This window comes from Streptomyces rectiviolaceus (genome assembly GCF_039533825.1).
Classification (GTDB): domain Bacteria; phylum Actinomycetota; class Actinomycetes; order Streptomycetales; family Streptomycetaceae; genus Streptomyces; species Streptomyces rectiviolaceus.
In genome coordinates, this window is sequence record NZ_BAAAUG010000100.1 from 1 (window position 1) to 21,281 (window position 21,281).

18 protein-coding genes and 2 pseudogenes are annotated in these 21,281 nt (G+C 69.0%); 13 read left to right on the forward strand and 7 right to left on the reverse strand.

Annotated features, from left to right (window positions below; genetic code table 11):
• The first annotated feature begins 905 nt into the window (after window positions 1-905).
• The 5 genes from ABD378_RS26985 (at window position 906) to cseC (ending at window position 5,382) form a co-directional block, all read left to right on the forward strand.
• On the forward strand, window positions 906-1,844 hold the full coding sequence (locus tag ABD378_RS26985; RefSeq protein WP_344524699.1) for an HhH-GPD family protein: 939 nt from the start codon (window positions 906-908) through the stop codon (window positions 1,842-1,844).
• Between the two features lie 180 nt (window positions 1,845-2,024).
• Window positions 2,025-2,573, forward strand: coding sequence for a SigE family RNA polymerase sigma factor (locus ABD378_RS26990; RefSeq protein WP_344524701.1), 549 nt, complete (start codon window positions 2,025-2,027; stop codon window positions 2,571-2,573).
• 20 nt (window positions 2,574-2,593) lie between these two features.
• Entirely contained in the window at window positions 2,594-3,214 is a 621-nt protein-coding gene (locus ABD378_RS26995) for a hypothetical protein (RefSeq protein ID WP_344524703.1), read from the forward strand.
• Window positions 3,215-3,223: 9 nt separating this feature from the next.
• Window positions 3,224-3,937: a two-component system response regulator CseB gene (gene cseB / locus ABD378_RS27000; protein WP_344524705.1), complete on the forward strand. Its 714-nt coding sequence runs from the start codon at window positions 3,224-3,226 to the stop codon at window positions 3,935-3,937.
• A gap of 74 nt (window positions 3,938-4,011) precedes the next feature.
• Window positions 4,012-5,382: a two-component system sensor histidine kinase CseC gene (gene cseC, locus ABD378_RS27005; RefSeq protein ID WP_344524707.1), complete on the forward strand. Its 1,371-nt coding sequence runs from the start codon at window positions 4,012-4,014 to the stop codon at window positions 5,380-5,382.
• A gap of 101 nt (window positions 5,383-5,483) precedes the next feature.
• Here the strand turns inward: cseC and ABD378_RS27010 are convergent, their stop codons facing one another.
• Window positions 5,484-7,163 (reverse strand): MDR family MFS transporter, encoded by a 1,680-nt coding sequence (locus tag ABD378_RS27010; protein WP_344524709.1) that lies wholly within the window; start codon window positions 7,161-7,163, stop codon window positions 5,484-5,486.
• A gap of 157 nt (window positions 7,164-7,320) precedes the next feature.
• Between ABD378_RS27010 and ABD378_RS27015 the strand changes: the two genes are divergently transcribed.
• Entirely contained in the window at window positions 7,321-7,956 is a 636-nt protein-coding gene (locus tag ABD378_RS27015) for a TetR/AcrR family transcriptional regulator (protein ID WP_344524711.1), read from the forward strand.
• 12 nt (window positions 7,957-7,968) lie between these two features.
• Here the strand turns inward: ABD378_RS27015 and ABD378_RS27020 are convergent, their stop codons facing one another.
• Window positions 7,969-8,664, reverse strand: coding sequence for a M23 family metallopeptidase (locus ABD378_RS27020; protein WP_344524713.1), 696 nt, complete (start codon window positions 8,662-8,664; stop codon window positions 7,969-7,971).
• A 472-nt stretch (window positions 8,665-9,136) separates the two neighbouring features.
• Here ABD378_RS27020 and ABD378_RS44325 point away from each other — a divergent pair.
• From ABD378_RS44325 to ABD378_RS27045, 6 genes and pseudogenes are all read left to right on the forward strand, one after another.
• A pseudogene (locus ABD378_RS44325) lies at window positions 9,137-9,436 on the forward strand (NACHT N-terminal Helical domain 1-containing protein); the annotation flags it as partial.
• Window positions 9,420-9,960 (forward strand): annotated as a pseudogene (locus ABD378_RS27025) (NACHT domain-containing protein); the annotation flags it as partial. The pseudogenes ABD378_RS44325 and ABD378_RS27025, both read left to right, overlap by 17 nt.
• Before the next feature lie 248 nt (window positions 9,961-10,208).
• Entirely contained in the window at window positions 10,209-11,000 is a 792-nt protein-coding gene (locus ABD378_RS27030; protein WP_344524715.1) for a VOC family protein, read from the forward strand.
• A 99-nt stretch (window positions 11,001-11,099) separates the two neighbouring features.
• Window positions 11,100-12,197 carry a PDDEXK nuclease domain-containing protein gene (locus ABD378_RS27035; RefSeq protein WP_344524717.1) on the forward strand — a complete coding sequence of 366 codons (1,098 nt, stop codon included), beginning with the start codon at window positions 11,100-11,102 and terminating at the stop codon, window positions 12,195-12,197.
• 95 nt (window positions 12,198-12,292) lie between these two features.
• The gene (locus ABD378_RS27040; RefSeq protein ID WP_344524719.1) at window positions 12,293-12,727 is read left to right on the forward strand and encodes a PPOX class F420-dependent oxidoreductase; all 435 of its coding nucleotides are present in this window, start codon (window positions 12,293-12,295) and stop codon (window positions 12,725-12,727) included.
• A gap of 217 nt (window positions 12,728-12,944) precedes the next feature.
• The gene (locus ABD378_RS27045; protein WP_344524721.1) at window positions 12,945-15,509 is read left to right on the forward strand and encodes an NACHT domain-containing protein; all 2,565 of its coding nucleotides are present in this window, start codon (window positions 12,945-12,947) and stop codon (window positions 15,507-15,509) included.
• 153 nt (window positions 15,510-15,662) lie between these two features.
• On the opposite strand, the gene ABD378_RS27050 is transcribed toward ABD378_RS27045, so the two are convergent.
• Window positions 15,663-18,188, reverse strand: coding sequence for an ATP-dependent Clp protease ATP-binding subunit (locus ABD378_RS27050; protein ID WP_344524723.1), 2,526 nt, complete (start codon window positions 18,186-18,188; stop codon window positions 15,663-15,665).
• A 441-nt stretch (window positions 18,189-18,629) separates the two neighbouring features.
• On the opposite strand from ABD378_RS27050, the gene ABD378_RS27055 reads away from it, so the two are divergent.
• On the forward strand, window positions 18,630-19,229 hold the full coding sequence (locus tag ABD378_RS27055) for an SCO3374 family protein (protein ID WP_344524725.1): 600 nt from the start codon (window positions 18,630-18,632) through the stop codon (window positions 19,227-19,229).
• Here the strand turns inward: ABD378_RS27055 and ABD378_RS27060 are convergent.
• The 4 genes from ABD378_RS27060 to ABD378_RS27075 all read right to left on the reverse strand — a co-directional run bounded on the left by ABD378_RS27060 (window position 19,208) and on the right by ABD378_RS27075 (window position 21,093).
• Window positions 19,208-19,546 (reverse strand): histone-like nucleoid-structuring protein Lsr2, encoded by a 339-nt coding sequence (locus ABD378_RS27060; protein ID WP_344524727.1) that lies wholly within the window; start codon window positions 19,544-19,546, stop codon window positions 19,208-19,210. The two genes, ABD378_RS27055 and ABD378_RS27060, sit on opposite strands and share 22 nt — an antisense overlap.
• Before the next feature lie 223 nt (window positions 19,547-19,769).
• On the reverse strand, window positions 19,770-20,303 hold the full coding sequence (locus tag ABD378_RS27065) for an amino-acid N-acetyltransferase (protein ID WP_344524729.1): 534 nt from the start codon (window positions 20,301-20,303) through the stop codon (window positions 19,770-19,772).
• A gap of 9 nt (window positions 20,304-20,312) precedes the next feature.
• Window positions 20,313-20,729 (reverse strand): BlaI/MecI/CopY family transcriptional regulator, encoded by a 417-nt coding sequence (locus ABD378_RS27070; protein ID WP_344524731.1) that lies wholly within the window; start codon window positions 20,727-20,729, stop codon window positions 20,313-20,315.
• A gap of 193 nt (window positions 20,730-20,922) precedes the next feature.
• Entirely contained in the window at window positions 20,923-21,093 is a 171-nt protein-coding gene (locus tag ABD378_RS27075) for a hypothetical protein (protein ID WP_202121271.1), read from the reverse strand.
• Window positions 21,094-21,281 lie beyond the last annotated feature (188 nt).

A 21,281-nucleotide genomic window follows, 5' to 3' on the forward strand; every position in this document is an offset into this window, starting at 1 on the left:
GTCTCGACGGTCGGGGGGCAGGGAAGAGCTTCGTGGGTGGGGGCGATTCGTACACACAGGGGTGGGCGGGGAGGCGTCTCGCGCAATCAGGGTGGGCGGGGAAGCGGCGCTACGCGCGGTCGGGGTGGACAGGGGGTCCAAACGCACGCCGGTGGGCTAGGAGGCGCCTCACGCTCCAAGGGGGGCGACAAACGGCGCGACATGGACCAGCCAGGGGCGGGCGGGGAGCGGGCGGGCGGTCCATACGCACTGGGTGGGCTAGGAAGCGCCCCGCGCGAGCGCGGTGGGCCGGCAACCCGTACCCGTGGGGGTGGGTAGAGGTCAGTGTGAGTGGGACGGCCAGGCGGGGAGGTGCCTCGCACGGGCGGGGTGGGCGGGCTGTCTCTGCCCACGGGGGTGGGCAGACGCGGGGTGTGGGACGGCCAGGGGAGCTCGGCCCCAGGTGTCCGCAGGCGGCAGCGAACGCGAGGGGACGGGCCGGTATGTCCGCCCGGAGCACGGTTCGCAGGACTCCCCAACCGAAGTAGCCCTGCGGCCACCGGACGATAGCGAGGACGGACATACCGGCGCGGCACCGTACCCACAGACGGACACGCCCCGCAGCCGGCAGCGAGACGGACCCAGGCGGCAACGAACGCGAGGGGACGGGCCGGTATGTCCGCCCGGAGCACGGTTCGCAGGACTCCCCAGCCGAAGCAACCCCGCGGCCACCGGACGATAGCGAGGACGGACATACCGGCGCGGCACCGTACCCACAAATGGAGACGTGCCGACACGTCCGCCCGAAGCACGGCTCCCGGCGCAGCCCCACACCCCCGCCAACGCCGCCGAGCGAAAAACGTACGGCCCCCGACGAGCCCCGCCTGGCCCGCCCCCCGCCACCCCCGTGGCAGGATCGTCCTGCCATGACTGCGCCCACGAAGCCCATGCCAATGTCAGACAGCCCCGAGAACCCCGAGAACGAGCCCGCCGGCGAGGCCCTGCACAGCCCCGTCATCGCCTGGTTCGACGCGAACGCGCGCGACCTGCCGTGGCGGCGGCCCGACGCCGGACCCTGGGGCGTGATGGTCAGCGAGTTCATGCTGCAGCAGACGCCGGTCAGCCGCGTCCTGCCCGTGTACGAGCAGTGGATCGCCCGCTGGCCCCGCCCCGCCGACCTCGCCAAGGAAGCCCCGGGCGAAGCCGTCCGCGCCTGGGGACGCCTCGGCTACCCCCGCCGCGCGCTCCGGCTGCACGGCGCCGCCGTCGCCATAACGGAACGGCACGGCGGCGACGTACCGGCCAAGCACGCGCAGCTGCTCGCGCTGCCCGGCATCGGCGAGTACACCGCCGCGGCCGTCGCCTCCTTCGCGTACGGCCAGCGTCACGCCGTACTCGACACGAACGTGCGCCGCGTCTTCGCGCGTGCCGTGACCGGCGTCCAGTACCCGCCCAACGCCACCACCGCCGCCGAGCGCAAGCTCGCCCGCGCCCTCCTCCCCGATGACGACCGCACGGCGTCCCGCTGGGCCGCCGCCTCCATGGAGCTCGGCGCCCTCGTCTGCACCGCCAAGAACGAGAACTGCGCCCGCTGTCCCATTGCGGAGCAGTGCGCGTGGCAGGCGGCCGGTAAACCCGCGCACCAGGGTCCCGCCCGCCGGGGCCAGACGTACGCGGGAACGGACCGCCAGGTCCGCGGCAAGCTGCTCGCGGTGCTCAGGGAGGCCGTCGCTCCCGTACCGCAGGCGGCTCTCGACCGAGTGTGGGACGAACCCGTGCAGCGGGCCCGCGCCCTGGACGGGCTCGTCTCCGACGGCCTTGTCGAGCCCCTCCCCGAAGGCCTCTACCGCCTGCCTCTCACCTGAGGCAGCGGCCAAATCACAGCGAAACGCCCCCGCTTTACGCCCCGCCTACATCTGTTACACAACCGACGGAAGGCCGTGCGCCCCCCGGCGGCTGCTCCGCACAGCCTCGTGACAACGCCTCCGTAGCTTCGTATCCGTACCGCACAAGCAGCGGTGGTCGGTGAACGGAGGCGGTTAGGTATGGCGCACGGCGAGGTGCTCGAGTTCGAAGAGTACGTCCGCACTCGGCAGGACGCCCTGCTGCGCAGTGCCCGGCGCCTGGTCCCCGACCCCGTCGACGCGCAGGACCTGCTGCAGACCGCGCTCGTGCGGACGTACGGCCGCTGGGACGGCATAGCCGACAAGCGGCTCGCGGACGCCTATCTGCGCCGCGTCATGATCAACACGCGTACGGAGTGGTGGCGGGCCCGCAAGCTCGAAGAGGTCCCCACCGAGCAGCTGCCCGACGCCCGCGTGGAAGACTCCACCGAACAGCATGCGGACCGCGCCCTCCTGATGGACATCATGAAGGTGCTCGCACCCAAGCAGCGCAGTGTCGTCGTGCTGCGACACTGGGAGCAGATGTCCACGGAGGAGACGGCCGCGGCACTCGGCATGTCGGCGGGAACGGTCAAGAGCACTCTGCACCGGGCGCTCGCCCGGCTCCGCCAGGAGCTGGAGAGCCGGGACCGCGAGGAGCCCGCCACCGGCGCGCTCGAACGTGAGGAGCGGGAGCGTTGCGCGGCCTAAGCACCCGGGCTGGCAGGACGATGAGGGCGGGGAGTGCGGCGGTGGTCGCGCTCGCCGCCATCGGCCTTTTGCTCACCGCCTGCTCGACCGGCGGCTCCGGCGCCCGGGACGAGGGCCCCGGCAACCGGGGCGAGACGGTGATGACCCCCTCGCCGTCCCCGACGCCGTCGACGACGTCCGCGCCCTCGCCGCCCTCCAGCCTGGAGGCGGTCAAGCTCGTCAAGGACGACCCGAAGGTCAGCCAGACGGTCAAGCGCGACCTGAAGCCCTGCGTCGCCGACGAGTACCCGGTCGACGTCTCGTACGGCAACCTGACCGGAGGATCCGCCTCCGACGTCGTCGTGAACATCATGACCTGCGGCGATGCGGTCGGAACCAGCAGTTACGTGTATCGCGCCGAAGGCAAGAAGTACGAGAATGTCTTCCAGGACGAGGAGCCACCCGTCTACGCGGAGATCGACCGGGGCGACCTGGTGGTCACCAAGCAGGTGTACGAGAAGGGTGATCCGGTGTCGTATCCCTCCGGCGAGGAAGTCATCACGTACCGCTGGTCCTCGAACCACTTCACCGAGACGGACCGCACCCGCAGTCACTACAGCAGCGCGGCGGGCAGCGACGCACCCGCTCCGACGGAGAACTGAGAGCACCCGATGGCAGAGCACACCCATGTCCTGTTCGTCGAGGACGACGACGTCATCCGCGAGGCGACACAGCTCGCGCTCGAACGGGACGGCTTCGTCGTCACCGCGATGCCCGACGGTCTCCAGGGCCTGGAGGCGTTCCGCGCCGACCGCCCTGACATCGCGCTGCTCGACGTGATGGTGCCCGGCCTTGACGGCGTCTCGCTGTGCCGCCGCATCCGCGACGAGTCCACGGTCCCGGTGATCATGCTCTCGGCGCGTGCCGACTCCATCGACGTCGTGCTCGGCCTGGAGGCCGGCGCCGACGACTACGTGACCAAGCCCTTCGACGGCGCCGTCCTGGTGGCCAGGATCCGCGCCGTCCTTCGCCGCTTCGGCCACGCGAGCGGCCCCGACTCGGCGGCGCCCGCCGGCGGTGAGGGCGGTTCGCCGGACGGCGGTGTGCTGCACTTCGGCGATCTGGAGATCGACACGGAGGGCATGGAGGTCCGCAAAGACGGCGCTCCCGTGGCACTGACGCCGACCGAGATGCGCCTGCTGCTCGAATTCTCGTCCGCGCCCGGCACGGTCCTCTCCCGCGACAAGCTCCTTGAGCGCGTGTGGGACTACGGCTGGGGCGGTGACACCCGCGTCGTCGACGTCCATGTGCAGCGGCTGCGTACGAAGGTGGGCCAGGACCGGATCGAGACGGTCCGCGGCTTCGGCTACAAGCTCAGGGCATGAGCCGACGGCATGACTGAAGGACTGAACGGCGCGGCACGGTTCGACGCCGCGGCGGCGCATCTCGGGGGACATATATGAGCAGGGGGACGGTGGCCGCGCTGGGCGCCCGCCTGCGCGCGAGGCTGGGCTCCGGCCTGCGCACCGGTGTGCGCTGGAAGATCAGCGCGGCGATCGCGCTGGTCGGCGCGCTTGTCGCGGTGGCACTGAGCCTGGTCGTGCACAACGCGGCGCGCGTCTCGATGCTCGACAACGCGCGCGACGTGCAGGACGAGCGGATCCTGTACGCCCAGCGGATCTACGAGACGTCCGGTCGCACGGGCCAGTTCGGCATGAAGATCGATGACCCGGAGATGCCCAGGGACCTCCTGGCGAAGGTCCTCACCGGGCGCCGCGCGACCTACGTGGAGGACCACGCGGGCGGTGTGCCGGACATCTGGGCGGCGGTGCCGCTGAGCGACGGCCACATCCTGTCGCTGCACACCCGCTTCACCGACCGCAGCGCCACCGTCATGAAGGACCTCGACCAGGCCCTCGTCATCGGCTCCATCTCGGTCGTCTTCGGCGGCTGCGCGCTCGGCGTGCTGATCGGCGGCCAGCTCTCGCGGCGCCTGCGCAAGGCGGCGACCGCGGCGCAGGAAGTCGCTCGGGGAGAGACGGACGTCAGCGTACGAGACGCCATCGGCGGCGTCGTACGCGATGAGACCGATGACCTCGCGCGGTCGGTGGACGCGATGGCGGACGCGCTCAAGCAGCGCCTCGAAGCGGAGCGCCGGGTGACGGCGGACATCGCGCACGAGCTGCGTACGCCGGTGACGGGCCTGCTCACCGCGGCCGAGCTGCTGCCGCCGGGACGGCCGACCGAGCTGGTCAGGGACCGGGCGCAGGCGATGCGCACGCTCGTCGAGGACGTACTCGAAGTGGCCCGTCTGGACAGCGCGGCCGAGCGGGCCGAGCTGCAGGACCTGATGCTCGGCGAGTTCGTGACGCGGCGGATCGCGGTCCTCAACTCGGACGTGAGGGTGACGGTGGTGCACGAGTCGGAGGTCACCACCGACCCGCGCCGCCTTGAGCGCATCCTGGGCAACCTCCTCGCCAACGCGGCCAAGCACGGGAAGCCGCCGGTCGAGGTCAGCGTCGAGGGCCGCGTGGTGCGGGTCCGCGACCACGGCCCCGGGTTCCCCGCGGGTCTCCTGGAGGAGGGCCCGAGCCGCTTCCGCACCGGCAGCACGGACCGCGCGGGGGTCGGCCACGGCCTGGGCCTGACGATCGCGGCGGGCCAGGCGAGGGTGCTCGGCGCGAGGCTCACCTTCCGCAACGTGACTCCCGCGGGCGCGGGCCCCGAAGACCCGGCGGAGGGCGCGGTCGCGGTCCTCTGGCTCCCGGAACACGCCCCGACGAACACGGGCAGCTTCCCGATCCTGCAGCTTCCGGACAAGTACAAGTAGCTGCCGCCGGGCACCTCCGGGCACCTCCGGGCCACAGCAACGGGCCCCCGGCACCAGAAGGTGCCGGGGGCCCGTTCAGCCGAGGGAGTAGGACCGCAGGCTCAGACGGCCTCTGCAACCGCGTCCCGCGGACCAGGCGCGGCGTCCCCAGCCACGTCCTCGGCCAGCTTCTCGCCCCCGGAGTCGGAGCCCTTGGACTCAGAATCCTTGGGCTCGGAGTCCTTGGGCCCAGACCCCCGCAGGGGAACCTCCTTGACGAAGAACGCCGCGATCAGCGCGGCGACCCCGATGACCGCCCCCAGCAGGAACGCAGAGTGCGTACCGGCGGAAACAGCATGCTGATACGCGTCCCGCACCGGCGCAGCCAGCTTCGACAGACTGTCCGCGTCCAGCTGCGCGGACTGCTCGGTGACCTTGCCGCCCAGCGCCCCGCCACGCTCGGACATCGTGTCCTCGACCCGGCTGTTGAAGAGCGCCCCCATGATCGCGACGCCGAACGAGGAGCCGAGCGTACGGAAGAGCGTGGCCGATGACGACGCGACGCCCATGTCCTTCATCTCGACGCTGTTCTGCGCGACCAGCATGGTGATCTGCATCAGGCAGCCCATGCCCGCGCCGAGCACCGCCATGTAGAGGCCCGAGGTGAACCGCGAGGTGTCGGTGTCCATCTGCGACAGCAGGAAGAGCCCGATGACCATCAGTACGGTGCCCGCGATCGGGAAGATCTTGTACTTGCCGGTGGAGGTGGTGAACCGGCCCGAGAAGAACGAGACGACCATCATCGAGAGCAGCATCGGAAGCAGCAGCAGCCCGGAGTTGGTGGCCGACGCGCCCTGCACCGCCTGCTGGTAGAGCGGCAGGAACAGCATCGCGCCGAACATCACGAACCCGGTGATGAAGCCGATCACCGACATCAGCGTGAAGTTGAGGCTGCGGAAGATGTGCAGCGGCAGAATCGGCTCGGCGGCCTTCTTCTGCACGATGACGAAGCTGATGAGCGCGACGACGCCGATCGCGATGAGCTCCATGATCACGGTCGAGGTCCAGGCGTACTCCGTGCCGCCCCACGTGGTGACGAGCACGAGCGAGCTGATGCCCACGGTCAGCAGGGCCGCACCGAGGTAGTCGATCCGTCCCTCTGCCTTCTTCTTCGGCAGGTGAAGCACGGCGGTCACCATGGCGAGCGCGACGGCGCCGAGCGGCAGGTTGATGTAGAAGGCCCAGCGCCAGCCGAGGTGGTCGGTGATGGTGCCGCCGACGAGCGGCCCGCCGATCATGGCGACCGCCATGACGCCGGTCATCATGCCCATGTACTTGCCGCGCTCCCGCGGCGAGACGAGCTCACCGATGATCGCCATGACGCCGACCATCAGACCGCCCGCGCCGAGCCCCTGGACGGCACGGAAGCCGATCAGCTGGCCCATGTCCTGCGCCATTCCGCTGAGCACGGAACCGAGCAGGAAGATCACTATGGAGGTGAGGAAGACGCCCTTGCGCCCGTACATGTCGCCGAGCTTGCCCCAGATGGGGGTCGAGGCCGCGGTCGCCAGCATGTACGCGGTGACGACCCACGACAGGTGCTCCATGCCCCCGAGGTCACCGACGATCGTCGGCATCGCGGGACTCACGATCATGTTGTCGAGCATCGCGAGCAGAATCGTGACCATCAGCGCCATCATCACGACGCGCACACTGCGCGGCTGTGGCGCTTCCTTGGCCTGCTTGCCCGGATGCTCGTCCTGCTTCGCCTGTTCCCCCGGCTTTTTCTTGATCTCCGCCATGTTCCCCACTCCCCGGTTTCCCCGACTGCCTACTCCTACTTACTTGCCGACCGGCAAGCTGACTACACTGAGGGAAACTAGACCCCTAACTAGCCGGGCGTCAAGTAAGTAAAGTCGGGTCCAAGGATTCGAGTCGAGGGAGCCGAGGAGCACCAAGATGGTCACGGGCAAGAGCGCGGGCAAGAACGCGGGCGCAGGCACGGGCACGGGCACGGCCGCGGGCACGGGCAAGCAGCAGCGCCGCGGGGACACCCGCCAGCGCATCCAGGACGTGGCCATCGAACTCTTCGCCGAGCAGGGCTACGAGAAGACGTCACTGCGCGAGATCGCGGAACGTCTGGACGTCACGAAGGCGGCGCTCTACTACCACTTCAAGACCAAGGAAGACATCCTCACCAGCATCTTCGACGACCTGACCAGGCCCATCGACGAACTGGTGGAGTGGGGCAAGGACCAGCCGCACACCCTGGAGACCAAGCGGACGATCCTGACCCGCTACAGCGAGATCCTCACGGACGCGTCCCCGCTCTTCCGCTTCATGCAGGAGAACCAGGCGACGATGCGGGACCTGAAGACGGGTGAGACCTTCAAGGACCGCATGCTCAGCCTGCTCGACACCCTCCGGGAGCCGGACGCGCCGATGACGACCCAGGTGCGCTGCTTCAGCGCGCTGTTCACGATGCACGGCGGGATGTTCGTGCTCAAGGACGCCGAAGGCGACCCCGAGGAGAAGCGCAAGGCCATCCTCGAGGTCGCCATCGATCTGGTGACACAGGCGCACGAGGGCACCTGAGCGACTGTCGGGTCAGACAGTGACACCGTTGGAACGCAGGAACGCGACCGGGTCGACCGCGGAGCCGTAGTTCGGGGTCGTACGGATCTCGAAGTGCAGGTGCGGGCCGCTGGAGTTTCCGGTGTTGCCGGAGGCGGCGATGTGCTGGCCGGTGCCGACGGTCTGGCCGACGCGCACGTCGATCTTCGAAAGGTGCGCGTACTGCGAGAAGGTGCCGTTGTCGTGCTTGATCACGATGGCGTTGCCGTACGCGGGGCCGTCACCGGCGCCGTTGCCGCCGGCCTTGACGACGGTGCCGTTGTGCACGGCCTCGACGGAGGTGCCGATCGACACGGCGAAGTCCTGGCCGGAGTGCTTGCTGGACCACATGTTGCCGCCGAGCCCGAAGGACGCGGACAGCGTGTACTTGTCGACCGGGTCCTGCCAGGCGGCAGCCTTCTTGGCGGCGGCCTGCTTGGCCTGCTCGGCCTTCTTGGCGGCGGCCTGCTTGGCCTTGCCCGCGGCCTTGGCCTGCGCGTCGGCCTGCGCCGATATCGAGTTGGCGGAGACGCCGGGCAGGGCGCTGCTCTTGGAGTTGTCCGCAGCGGCCGCGACCCCGGAACCGAGAACTGCCGATGCTCCGAGCCCAAGGCCCGCGACGGTGACGACGGCCGTCCGCGTACGGAGCAGGGACAGACCGGAAAGGTGGGACGTGGCGCGCTTCGACATGCGGATGACCTCCGGGATGGGGAGCGTGTGGCATGCGGGGCATGCCGGGCACAAAGGGACCCGGCATACGCAGCTCTGCGTCCCGCCGGGTTGGCCATCCCTTGGTAACCCGCACCCCGCCACCCACTCAAACCCCCCATCTACTACCGAAAGCCGTAGCTCACCGCCCGACTTTCTACTCCTTGACACCCCCAAATTCCGACAATTCCCCCTTCAACCACTTGCCGGATTTGGCCGTCGAGGGCAGGTTTAACCCCACTTCGGGAAGGTCCTCCGGGCCAGCACTGGCCCGAGTACGGGCCCCGACCCCCCGACGAGCCGAAGGTCCCGGAGGTTGCGGACCGAAGGTCCTTTCCCCCACTCCGGACGCTCCCACTATTCCGCCTAGTACCGGACAAAACGCCTGTGCGTCATGTCACCGACCCCCGAGATCCACAACCTCCGGAATGTGACCGGCACTACGCTGCCGCGCATGGATCCCGCGGTCATAGGCACCCGGCTCGCCTCGGGCGTCGTAGCCCCTCTGATCAAGAAACTGTTCGCACGAGAGGGACCGGGCGCGGGCCTGGTGGACAGGCCGGTGCGGCTGTCGGCACTGGTGTCCTTCAGGGGCGAGAAGCGGACGCTCGACGAGAAGGACTTCCGCAGGCTCGTACGCGAGCTGGCGCGTCGCGCAGCGCGGGAGACCGGCGAGCGGCCGATGGGCGCCATCGAGCTGGAAGCCCTCACCGACGCCCTGGAGCGGGCGCAGGGCCCCCTCCCCCGCCGAAGGAGTGTTCGCGGGGACCGAGCGCGTCCTACTGCGTGGCGCGGCCGGCTCCGGCAAGACCACCCTGGTGCAGTGGCCGGCGGTCACCACCGCCCGCCAGGACCGGCTCACGGCGACCTCGCCCACCTCATCGGCCGCGTGCCGTACGTCCTCCCCCTGCGCACCCTCACCCGCGGCGGCGCTTCCTTACCCACCCCCGGGGACTTCCTGAGCGCGGTCGGCAATCCGCTCGCCGGTTCCCAGCCCACCGGCTGGACGGACCGCGTCCTGTCCGCGGGCCGGGGCCTCCTGCTGATCGACGACATCGACGAGGTCCCCGAGGAGGAACGCGAACGAACCCGGCGCCGATTCTCCGACCTCCTCACTGCCTTCCCCGGCAACCTCTGGCTGGTCACCTCGCGCCCGTCGGCCGTACGCGAGGACTGGCTCGGCGGCGAGGACTTCACCGATCTCACGCTCTCCCGGATGAGCCGCGAGAACATCACGGCTTCATCCGCCGCTGGCACGAGGCGGCCGGGGCCGACGCGGCGACCTCCACCTGTACGAACCGCAGCCCCCCGACCTCACCCCGCTGCGAGGCCACCCCCGGCTGGAGCGGGTGACGGTGGCGCAGGCTCACGCCACGATCGACGCCTTCCCACTACCCGACTCCCTGCGGCTGACCGTCGACGGCCGCCCCGTCGCACTCAAATAGGCCAGGAACTGACCTACTAGACCCCTAGCGTCAGACGCTCCCCCTTCCACTCCGACGAAGGACGCAAGGAGCGAACGCGCGATGAGCCACGTCACGAGCGCCCAGCCCGACGGCACCCCCACCTGGATCGACCTCCGCGTGCCCGAGTACGACCGTGCCCTGGAGTTCTACGGCGCCCTCTTCGGCTGGGAGTACTCCGAAGAACCCGCTGCCGGCGGACGACGCAGCGCGACATGTCTCCTGCGCGGCCGGCCCGTCGCGGCGATCACGCAGGCACAAGCCCTCACAGGCTTCGGCTGGACCATGTACTTCGCCACCGCCGACTGCGAAGCCACCGCCAAACGCATCACCGAGGCGGGCGGCACCCTGCGCGAGGGCCCGGCGGACGTCATGGCCCGAGGCGCCGCCCGCATGGCCATCGCCGAGGATTCCGTGGGCGCCCGCTTCGGGCTCTGGCAGGCCCGCACGCACATCGGCTGCGAAATCGTGAACGAACCGGGCTCGCTCGTCCGCAACGACCTGCTCACCCCGGCCCCCGGCCAAGCCCGAGCGTTCTACTCGGCGGTCTTCGACTACACCCTGGACCTCAACGACGTCATGCCGGAAGCGGACTTCACCTTCCTGCGCCGCCCCGACGGCCACGAGATCGGCGGAATCTTCGGCATCCCGGCAGACAACACCGCATCGACGTCCACCCCCACCCCCGCCTCCGCCTGGGCCACCACCTTCGAGGTGGCCGACACCGACGCGGTGGCGCGGCAAGCCACCGCGTCCGGCGGCACGTCCACCACCCCGGAGGACATCCCGTACGGCCGGATCGCGACCATCACCGACCCCGGGGGCAACGAATTCTCGGTCATCACGAGGCCCTGAGCTGCACCGCAGCGGGCTCGGCGCGGGCCGAGTCACACCTTCGAGTGACTAGACACCAACTCCCGACCTGTAAAGCAGACTTACGCAAGTCTCAGCCCCATGCGCAAGAACACCGAGGCCAAAGCCGGGATCAAGCCCGACCCCGACCCCAAGGCCATCGTCCCCGCCCAGCCGCACTCGAACGCCCTGCCGTCCTGGTACGGCGACCTCCTGGGCGAGGTAAAGGAAACCGTCGCAGGCGCACGCGTACGCGCCCAGCGGGCCGTGAACACCGAACTGGTCCAGATGTACTGGCAGATCGGCAAGCTGATCCTCCACCGCCAGGAAGAGGAGGGCTGGGGCACCAAGGTCGTCAACCGTCTTGCCACAGACCTCAGAACGGCTTTCCCGAGCCAGCGCGGCTTCTCCCGCCGCAACCTGATGTACATGCACAAGATGGCCCGCACCTGGCCGGAGCCAATTGTGCAGCAGCCTGCTGCACAATTGCCCTGGGGGCACGTCATGGTCCTCCTGGACAAGTTCGAAACCCGCCCCGAGCTGGACTTCTACGCCACCGAAGCCGTCCGCAACGGCTGGTCCCGCGCCATCCTGGAGCGCTTCATCCACCAGGGGCTGCACCTCACCCAGGGCTCCGCCGCCAACAACTTCGCGGCGACCGCCCCCGAGGGATCCGACGCCCTCAAGGAGCTGGCGCGAGACCCGTACCGCCTCGACTTCCTCGGGCTCGACAAGCAGCACGCGGAGCGCGAGCTCGAAGAGGCCATCGTCGCCGGCATGATCCGCTTCCTGACCGAACTCGGCGTCGGATTCGCCTTCGTCGGCCGCCAGTACCCCGTCGTCATCGGCGGCGACGAATTCCGCATCGACCTGCTCTTCTACCACCTGAAGCTGCACCGCTACTTCGTCTTCGAGCTGAAGACGAAGGACGTACGCCCCGAGCACATCGGCAAGCTCAACTTCTACGTCAGCGTGGTCGATCAGCTGGTACGCGACCCGCAGCGCGACGACGCGACCATCGGCTTCCTCATCGGAGCCCGCCACAACAAGGCGGCCGCGCAGCTCGCTCTCGACGCCAGCAACAACCCGATGGCCGTGACGTCCTACTCGACGCTCAATCCGGCGGACCGTGAACTGGTCCCCACGGAGGAGGACCTGTCGCGCGTGGTCCAGGACGCGATCGACGGCATCGATCCCTGAAGAGCTCCATCTGGCCCCCCCCCGCTCCCGTCAATCACCCGTGTGGCCCAGCACGAGCCGGAATACCGCGTACCCAGCGGCGAGTTGGGCCCCACATGACGACAGACACACACTTCGACCCGCACGCCCTCCTCGCGCAGAGCAACCTCGGTGTACTGGCGACGATCAAGTCCGACGGCCGCCCCCAGCTCTCGCCCGTCATGCCGTCGTACGACCGCTCCGACGGCGTCATCCGTGTATCGACGACCGCGAAGACCGCAAAGATCGCGAACCTGCGCCGCGACCCCCGAGCCACGCTGGAGGTCACCAGCCCCGACGGCCGCGCCTGGGCCACCGCCGAGGGCACGGCCACCCTCGTCGGCCCGGGAACGGACCCGCAGGGCCCCGAGGTCGAAGCCCTGGTGGACTACTACCGCGCCGCCGCGGGCGAGCACCCGAACTGGGACGAGTACCGCGAGGTCATGGTCTCCGACCGACGCGTGCTGATCACGATGACGGTCGACAACGTGTACGGCACCAAGCTCGGCTGACGACAGCGGGGGCTTGCAAGAAAGTCGCACTCCACTCACCCCTGAGCGGGCCCCAAAAGCGACTTTCTTGCAACCGCCGCCCACCGGCGCTCCGCCGGAGGGTGGTATCAATCCCGCCCCAACCCCCGCCGCCCCCCGGCCCCTTCACCTACCCTTGACCCTCCACGGCACACGAAATCCCACCCACAGGCCCACCCGCAGGGGACCCCCTATGTCCATGGAGCCCGTTGTCCGTATTCCCTCGACCCTCGCCACACCCCTCGTACAACGGCTCATCGGCACGCCTCCCCCGCAAGCGCCCACCGCGCCCGAGCTGATCGCCGCCTTCACCACCTGGCGCGGCCCGGACGCCCCCGCGACGCCGGACGACGTGCACCGCACGGCTGCCGATCTCGTCAACCTCGCCGCCGAGACGCACGCCGCCCCGGCGGCCGAACTCACCGCTGTCATCGAGGTGCTGACGCGGACGCTCCTCGCCATGGGTGAGCTCGACCTCACGGATGTGGACGCCGTACGCCTGGGCCCGCAGGACTACGCACGGCGTCTCAGGGGTGCCGTGCAGGGCGCGGACCGAGCCCTCTCCCCCGGCGCCGCGTCGTTCCACGACGAACTGCTCGTGGCCGTGTGCCTGCATGTCCTGTACCACTTCGTCCGACGCTCCCCGCACATCCAGCGACACATGGCCGAGAGGGCGAGCCGTATCCGCCAGCTCATCGACCTGAACGACACCGAGGCCGCCGCCCGCAAGCCCGAACGGTCCCAGGAGGACCGGGACTTCGAGGCCGCGTACGCCGAAGAGGTCGTACGTCAGCACGGCTGGCTCACCATCGTCGGCGTGGACCTCGCCAACGCGCCGGACCGCTGGCCCCTGGAGGACACCTACCTCAGCCTGGAGGCCGAGGAGAGCAGCGGCAGCGGCGTACCGGGCGAGCCGCGCACCGTGCTGCTCGCCGATCGGGCCCTTGAGGGCCACGAGCGGGTGCTGCTCCGCGGTGTCGCGGGCTCGGGCAAGACGACCCTCGTCCAGTGGCTCGCCGTGGCCGCGGCGCGCGAGGGGTCCCGCGTGCCCTTCGTCCTGCCCGTACGCCGCTTCGCCCGCGAGGGTTTCCCCGCCCCGGACGACTTTCTGAACGCCATCCGCCACCCGCTGGCCGACCAGGCCCCGGAGGGCTGGGTCGTACGCACCCTCCTCGCGGGCCGCGCCATGCTCCTGGTCGACGGCATCGACGAGGCCCCGGAGGGGTCCCGCGGCGAGCTGCGCAACCAGTTGCGGCGGCTGCTTCGCATCTTCTCCGGCAACGGCTGCCTGGTGACGTCACGCCCCTCCGCCGTCGAGGACGGCTGGCTCGCCCAGGAGCGCCTCGCCGAAGAGGGCTTCAAGGAACTCTCCCTCGCGCCGATGTCGCGCGACCAGGTCACCCGCTTCATCCACGACTGGCACGCGGCCGCGATGAGCGACGAGCAGTGCAAGGAGCAGACGGAACGCGACAAGCTGCGGGAGTACGAGGAGCGCCTGCTGAACTCCGTGCGCATCTACCGCGAGCTGCGCCAGCTCGCCACCAATCCCCTGATGTGCGGCCTGATCTGCGCCCTCAACCGCGACCGCTCCGGCTCACTGCCCAACGGCCGCAAGGAGCTGTACGACGCCGCCCTGGAGATGCTCCTCCAGCGCCGCGATCCCGAGCGGGACGTCCTGTACGCCGATGACGTACACCTCCAGCAGGGCCCCCGGGAACTGCTCCTGCGCAAGCTCGCCCACGCGATGGTGGAGGAGGGCGTGTCGGAGCTGCCGCGCGAGCGCGTGGTGGCCATCCTGGACGGCGCCCTGCCCGCCATTCCCTCGGCGCGCGCGGAGGGCGACGGCGAGAAGATCTTCCGTCATCTGCTGCACCGCACGGGTCTGCTGCGCGAACAGGCGGGCCTCTCGGTGGACTTCATCCACCGCACCTTCCAGGACTATCTGGCCGCCAAGGAGATAGTGGCCCGCGGCCAGTTCCGCACCCTCGTCGAGCACGCGCACCGCGCCGAGTGGGAGGAGGTCATCCGTATGGCCGCCGCCCACGCACGGCCCGAGGAGTGCGCCGACTTCCTGGAGCGGCTCCTTGCCGCCGCCCCGAACCTGCGCCGCCCGCACGTGAACCACCGGCGCCTGATGGCCGCGGCCTGCCTGGAGCACGTCACCGAGCTCGACCCCGCGGTGCAGCAACTCGTCCAGGACCGCACCAAGAACCTCGTACGCCCCACGACCGAACTGGCCGCCCGCAGCCTCGGCTGGGTCGGCCCCATCGTCCTGGAGCAGCTGCCGGACCCCGAGCAGGTGCCGAGCGACCAGCAGGCGCTCCTCCTGGCGATCACGGCGACCCGCGTCCAGGACGACGCCGCCATCGACTACCTCGCCCGCATGCGCCACCGCTCGTCGCTGTCCATCCGGGCCGAACTGGTCCGCCCGTGGCGGCACTTCGACACGGAGCGGTACGCGCGCGAGATCATCGCCCACCTCGACCCGCTCGGCCTGTACTTCCCCGTGTCCGACACCGCCGAGCTCGCGGCGCTGCGGCACCTCGGCGGGCGGCCCTGGATCCAGGTCGTCGGCGTCATGCGCACCGAGGAGCTCCTCGACGGCCTGGAGCACGAGCAGCTCACCCACCTGTGGATCACCGCCGAGCTGGCCGACACGGACATGTCCTGGCTCTCCGGCTTCCCGAACCTGAGCGTGCTCCGCGTGAACCCCCGCCTCCCGCGCGTGCGGAACGTACCGGAAGGGATCACGATCACGTCATAGAAAGGGGGCGCCCCGTAAGGGGCGCGGGGAACTGCGCGCCAAGCCACGAAACACGCGCAGCCAAAGGTCAAAGCAAAAGGGGCTGCCCCGGACCATGAGAAACGGTCCGGGACAGCCCCTGCGAGCCTTGACGGCGGCCTGCGGGCCGGAGGCCTAGGCCTCCTTGCTCAGGTTAGGCCCCGCGCCACCAGCGGCCTGCTCGATCGGCGGGACGTCCGGAAGCGCCGCCTTCTCCTCGCCGCGGAAGGTGAACTTGGCTTCCTCGCCCTCACCCTCCGTGCCGACGACCACGATGTGGCCGGGGCGGAGCTCGCCGAAGAGGATCTTCTCCGACAGGATGTCCTCGACCTCGCGCTGGATCGTCCGGCGCAGCGGCCGGGCGCCCATGACGGGGTCGTAACCCTTCTTGGCCAGCAGCTTCTTCGCGTCACCGCTGAGCTCGATGCCCATGTCGCGGTCCTTGAGACGCTCGTCCACCTTGGCGATCATGAGGTCGACGATCTGGATGATGTCTTCCTCGGTGAGCTGGTGGAAGACCACCGTGTCGTCGACACGGTTCAGGAACTCCGGGCGGAAGTGCTGCTTCAGCTCGTCGTTGACCTTGGTCTTCATGCGCTCGTAGTTCGTCTTGACGTCACCCGACGCGGCGAATCCGAGGTTGAAGCCCTTGGAGATGTCACGCGTGCCGAGGTTGGTCGTCATGATGATGACCGTGTTCTTGAAGTCCACGACCCGGCCCTGGGAGTCGGTCAGGCGACCGTCCTCCAGGATCTGGAGGAGCGAGTTGAAGATATCCGGGTGGGCCTTCTCGACCTCGTCGAAGAGGACGACCGAGAACGGCTTGCGGCGGACCTTCTCCGTCAGCTGCCCGCCCTCTTCGTAGCCGACATATCCGGGCGGCGAACCGAAGAGACGCGAGACCGTGTGCTTCTCGCTGAACTCCGACATGTCGAGGGAGATCAGGGCGTCCTCGTCACCGAAGAGGAATTCGGCGAGCGTCTTGGAAAGCTCCGTCTTACCGACACCGGACGGGCCGGCGAAGATGAACGAGCCACCGGGACGCTTCGGGTCCTTCAGACCCGCACGCGTACGACGAATCGCCTGCGAAAGCGCCTTGATGGCGTCCTTCTGGCCGATGACCCGCTTGTGGAGCTCGTCCTCCATGCGCAGCAGACGCGAGGACTCCTCCTCGGTCAGCTTGAAGACCGGAATGCCCGTCGCCGTGGCGAGGACCTCGGCGATGAGCTCGCCGTCGACCTCGGCGACGACGTCCATGTCGCCGGCCTTCCATTCCTTCTCGCGCTTGGCCTTCGCCGCAAGCAGCTGCTTCTCCTTGTCGCGGAGAGAGGCCGCCTTCTCGAAGTCCTGGGAGTCGATGGCCGACTCCTTGTCGCGGCGGACACCCGCGATCTTCTCGTCGAACTCGCGGAGGTCCGGCGGCGCGGTCATCCGGCGGATGCGCATCCGGGAACCGGCCTCGTCGATCAGGTCGATCGCCTTGTCCGGCAGGAAGCGGTCCGAGATGTACCGGTCAGCCAGGGTGGCGGCCTGGACCAGCGCCTCGTCCGTGATGGAGACCCTGTGGTGGGCCTCGTAACGGTCGCGCAGACCCTTGAGGATCTCGATGGTGTGCGGCAGGGACGGCTCCGCGACCTGGATGGGCTGGAAGCGGCGCTCGAGGGCCGCGTCCTTCTCCAGGTGCTTGCGGTACTCGTCAAGCGTCGTGGCACCGATGGTCTGCAGCTCGCCTCGCGCCAGCATGGGCTTGAGGATGCTCGCGGCGTCGATCGCGCCCTCGGCGGCGCCCGCACCCACCAGGGTGTGGAGCTCGTCGATGAACAGGATGATGTCGCCGCGGGTGCGGATCTCCTTGAGGACCTTCTTCAGGCGCTCCTCGAAGTCACCGCGGTACCTCGAACCGGCGACAAGGGCGCCCAGGTCCAGGGTGTAGAGGTGCTTGTCCTTGAGGGTCTCGGGCACCTCGCCCTTGACGATGGCCTGCGCCAGGCCCTCGACGACGGCGGTCTTGCCGACGCCGGGCTCGCCGATGAGCACGGGGTTGTTCTTCGTACGGCGGGACAGCACCTGCATGACCCGCTCGATCTCCTTCTCGCGCCCGATGACCGGGTCGAGCTTGGACTCACGAGCGGCCTGGGTGAGGTTCCGGCCGAACTGGTCGAGCACCAGGGACGTGGAAGGCGTGCCCTCCGCAGGACCGCCTGCGGTGGCGGTCTCCTTGCCCTGGTATCCGGAGAGCAGCTGGATGACCTGCTGCCGCACCCGGTTGAGATCGGCGCCCAGCTTCACGAGAACCTGGGCGGCGACGCCCTCGCCCTCGCGGATCAGGCCGAGCAGGATGTGCTCCGTGCCGATGTAGTTGTGGCCCAGCTGAAGGGCCTCGCGGAGCGAGAGCTCCAGGACCTTCTTGGCACGGGGGGTGAAGGGGATGTGGCCGGACGGGGCCTGCTGGCCCTGACCGATGATCTCCTCCACCTGCTGGCGGACCGCCTCGAGCGAAATCCCGAGGCTCTCCAGGGCCTTAGCGGCGACACCCTCGCCCTCGTGGATCAAGCCCAGGAGGATGTGCTCGGTGCCGATGTAGTTGTGGTTGAGCATCCGGGCTTCTTCCTGAGCCAGGACGACAACCCGCCGCGCGCGGTCGGTGAACCTCTCGAACATCGTTAATCGCTCCTCAGAGCGGTCAGGCAGTAAGGGGGCTGTCCCCTCCCTGTCCTTCCGCAGCTTAGTCCCGCAAGCGGGGACCGCTCATTCCAACTGCCGACACCCGGCCGAGAACAAGAGGTGCCTCCTGACCCCGAACGCCGACAACTGCTCCAACCCGATGGTGCGAGACGATGTTCCCGCAGGCCAAGCACTTACCCTCACCACAGCTACGCCGATGGCGAACGTGAGACGGCCTCGCGCGTGTGTCGCCCCTCCCCACTAGGGATGTCTTACCCGTAAGGACTGACACTCCATGCGGCGCGCGCCGGTTCCCTCCGCTACGGGCGAACACCCTTGCGCCGCCGAACACGCCCTTACGCCCTCTTTCCGGACACTGTCCGCATTCACAGTGCCACGCTGCGTAACCCGGAGCACTTCCGGCCGGTTGCTCCTGGCATGGCCATCACCGTCACCGTTCCCCCGCCCCGTGTACCGGTCGAGCAGAGCGACCCGGTGCGGCAGTGGTACGAGAACGAGCTCGGCTGGGCGGCGGGCGACCACCGCCCCGGGCTGCCGGTGCAGCTCCTGACGGGGCTCCGCTTCGATGTACTGCAGCTGCCCGCGGAAGCCGGTTTCGCCGCCCTGCGGCATCTTGGGCCGAAGGCTCCGGTGGCTCTGCGAGGGGAAACGATGCGGCTCTTCGTGGCCGCGGGGAGCGCCGACGAGCTGCCGGGGCTCCTGGAGTGGCTGGAGTGGGGTGGCATCCCACTGGACCTCACGGCCATCGGTGCGGGCGGACGGATCGACGCGCCCACGCCTCCGGGGTGGTCCGGCTCCCAGGGGGCCGCCGTTTGGCTGCGACCCCCAGAGCCCGGGTGCGAGGTGGAGCCGACGCTGCCGGCACTGCCGTCCCTGTACTGCGTGGGGGGTGGCACCGTGCCCCACAGCGACCCCGCCGTGGGCTCCGGTCTCGTACGACTTGTGGACACGGCGGCAACGCAGTGCCACCGGGTCCGGTTGCGACGGACCTGTCGTCAGCCGTTGGCCTTCTCGTAGGCCTCGCGAATGGAAGCGGGGACGCGGCCGCGGTCATTGACCTCGAAACCGTTGTCCTTCGCCCAGGCACGGATCGCCGCGGTGTCCTGACCGCCGCTCGCGGCAGCGGCACGGGCTTTGCCACGCCCGGCCGAACCACGGCCACCGGTGCGACGACCGCCCTTGAGGTACGGCTCAAGAAGACCGCGGAGCTTGTCCGCGTTCGACGTGGTGAGGTCGATCTCGTAGGACTTGCCGTCCAGCGCAAACGTCACGGTCTCGTCTGCCTCGCCGCCGTCGAGGTCATCGACAAGAAGGACCTGAACCTTCTGTGCCACCGGATTTCCTTTCATCGATAACTTAGGGCCGGATCGCACGGCGCGAGCCGCAGAATCGCCGCCCCCTGTTATATGCAGTACTGCAGTACGTCGGAAAGCAAACCGCTTTTGCTGGAAAAACACAAACCCCCGGGAGAGACCGGGGGTCCCGAGAACCCAGGAAACGTGCGCGTTTCGGACATAGGGAACCGGGGCAGCAGGCAGCTCGGAATACCGGCGACGATCACAGATGCAGAAGCATCCGGCTGTTGCCCAAGGTGTTCGGTTTCACTCGTTCGAGGCCGAGGAACTCCGCGACACCCTCGTCTTTGGAACGCAGCAGCTCGCTGTAGACATCTCCGTCGACAGGCGTCTCACCGATCTCCACGAAGCCGTGCTTCGCGAAGAAGTCGACTTCGAAGGTGAGACAGAAAACCCGCCGGACACCGAGCCAGCGAGCGGTCTGCAGCAACTTCTCCAACACCTGATGACCCACTCCTACGCCCTTGACATCGGGGTTCACCGCGAGAGTGCGCACTTCCGCGAGGTCTTCCCACATCACGTGCAGGGCGCCGCAGCCGACGACCTCGGCGTTGTCGTCGCGTTCCGCCACCCAGAACTCCTGGATGGACTCGTAAAGCGCGACTGTCGCTTTGTCGAGCAGGATCCCCTGACGGGTGTAGGAGTCGAGGAGGTTGCGTACGACCGGCACATCTGCGGTGCGCGCCCGGCGTACGGAGACCGCTTTAGCGCTGAGTTCAGGGGGTTCTGCTGGCATGACCGGACGCTATCGTTCTGCTTCGGGCTCCGCCGCGCCGGGGTTCTCCGGGGCCGGGGCTTGAACGGCAGGGCCGACGATGCGCATCGCGTCACTGAGTGCTTCGCGCTGTTCCGCCGACATCATCCCGAAGAACGCGACGAGAGCCGCGGCGGGGTTGTCGCTCTGCGACCATGCTTCGTTCATCAGTGCGGCGGCGTAGGCGGCCCGAGTGGAGACCGCCTCATATCGATAGGCACGGCCTTCCGCTTCACGGCGCACCCAGCCCTTCTGATGAAGATTGTCCAAAACGGTCATGACCGTGGTGTACGCGATGGACCGTTCCTGCTGAAGGTCTTCCAGGACTTCTCGAACGGTCACGGGGCGGTTCCACTTCCACACCCGTGTCATGACTGAGTCTTCGAGTTCTCCCAAGGGGCGAGGCACACGAGAACAATAGTGGGAGATGTCACTAATGACGTGACGGACGTGGGCGAGGCGCCATTTCCACAACAAAAAGGGCGTACGACTCGGAATGTGAGCGAGTCGTACGCCAAGAGTGTGCAGGGGTGTGCGGACGGTGACCTCAGGTCACCGGGAGTCGGCGCCGGTCAGGCCGGTCGAGCCGGTCGGGCCTCAGTCAGGCCTTGGGGGTCTGCCGGGCGCCTTCGGCGCGGGAGATCACGGCGTCGACGGCCGCATCCTCCTTGGCCTTGTTGGCGCCGCCCTGGGTCTTCACGATCGTCACGATGAGACCGCCGAAGAACACGGCCATCACTACGGGGGGCAGGAGCGCGGAGACGTATTCCATGCCCCCAGAGTAGCTAGCCCGCGGCGAGCTGGTGCGGGGGGTCCGTCGGGCGGCGCTTGGGAGGGAAGACCTCGGCCGGGGTCGGCACGGGGCGTGGCGGCTCGGGCGTGGCCGGCTTCGCCGGCGGGGAGTTCGGCGTCTTGGGCTTGGGCGCCGCCCGGTCGTCCGCCCCGCTCCGGCCGCCGGGG

Coding starts and splice junctions, on each gene's coding strand:
- ABD378_RS27030 (WP_344524715.1), top strand. CDS start 10,209: ATGAGCCACGTCACGAGCGCCCAGCCCGACGGCACCCCCACCTGGATC.
- ABD378_RS27065 (WP_344524729.1), bottom strand. CDS start 20,303: ATGCCAGCAGAACCCCCTGAACTCAGCGCTAAAGCGGTCTCCGTACGC.
- ABD378_RS27075 (WP_202121271.1), bottom strand. CDS start 21,093: ATGGAATACGTCTCCGCGCTCCTGCCCCCCGTAGTGATGGCCGTGTTC.
- ABD378_RS26990 (WP_344524701.1), top strand. CDS start 2,025: ATGGCGCACGGCGAGGTGCTCGAGTTCGAAGAGTACGTCCGCACTCGG.
- ABD378_RS27010 (WP_344524709.1), bottom strand. CDS start 7,163: ATGGCGGAGATCAAGAAAAAGCCGGGGGAACAGGCGAAGCAGGACGAG.
- ABD378_RS27035 (WP_344524717.1), top strand. CDS start 11,100: ATGCGCAAGAACACCGAGGCCAAAGCCGGGATCAAGCCCGACCCCGAC.
- ABD378_RS27020 (WP_344524713.1), bottom strand. CDS start 8,664: ATGTCGAAGCGCGCCACGTCCCACCTTTCCGGTCTGTCCCTGCTCCGT.
- ABD378_RS26985 (WP_344524699.1), top strand. CDS start 906: ATGACTGCGCCCACGAAGCCCATGCCAATGTCAGACAGCCCCGAGAAC.
- ABD378_RS27055 (WP_344524725.1), top strand. CDS start 18,630: ATGGCCATCACCGTCACCGTTCCCCCGCCCCGTGTACCGGTCGAGCAG.
- ABD378_RS27015 (WP_344524711.1), top strand. CDS start 7,321: ATGGTCACGGGCAAGAGCGCGGGCAAGAACGCGGGCGCAGGCACGGGC.
- ABD378_RS27050 (WP_344524723.1), bottom strand. CDS start 18,188: ATGTTCGAGAGGTTCACCGACCGCGCGCGGCGGGTTGTCGTCCTGGCT.
- cseC (WP_344524707.1), top strand. CDS start 4,012: ATGAGCAGGGGGACGGTGGCCGCGCTGGGCGCCCGCCTGCGCGCGAGG.
- ABD378_RS26995 (WP_344524703.1), top strand. CDS start 2,594: ATGAGGGCGGGGAGTGCGGCGGTGGTCGCGCTCGCCGCCATCGGCCTT.
- ABD378_RS27040 (WP_344524719.1), top strand. CDS start 12,293: ATGACGACAGACACACACTTCGACCCGCACGCCCTCCTCGCGCAGAGC.
- ABD378_RS27045 (WP_344524721.1), top strand. CDS start 12,945: ATGGAGCCCGTTGTCCGTATTCCCTCGACCCTCGCCACACCCCTCGTA.
- cseB (WP_344524705.1), top strand. CDS start 3,224: ATGGCAGAGCACACCCATGTCCTGTTCGTCGAGGACGACGACGTCATC.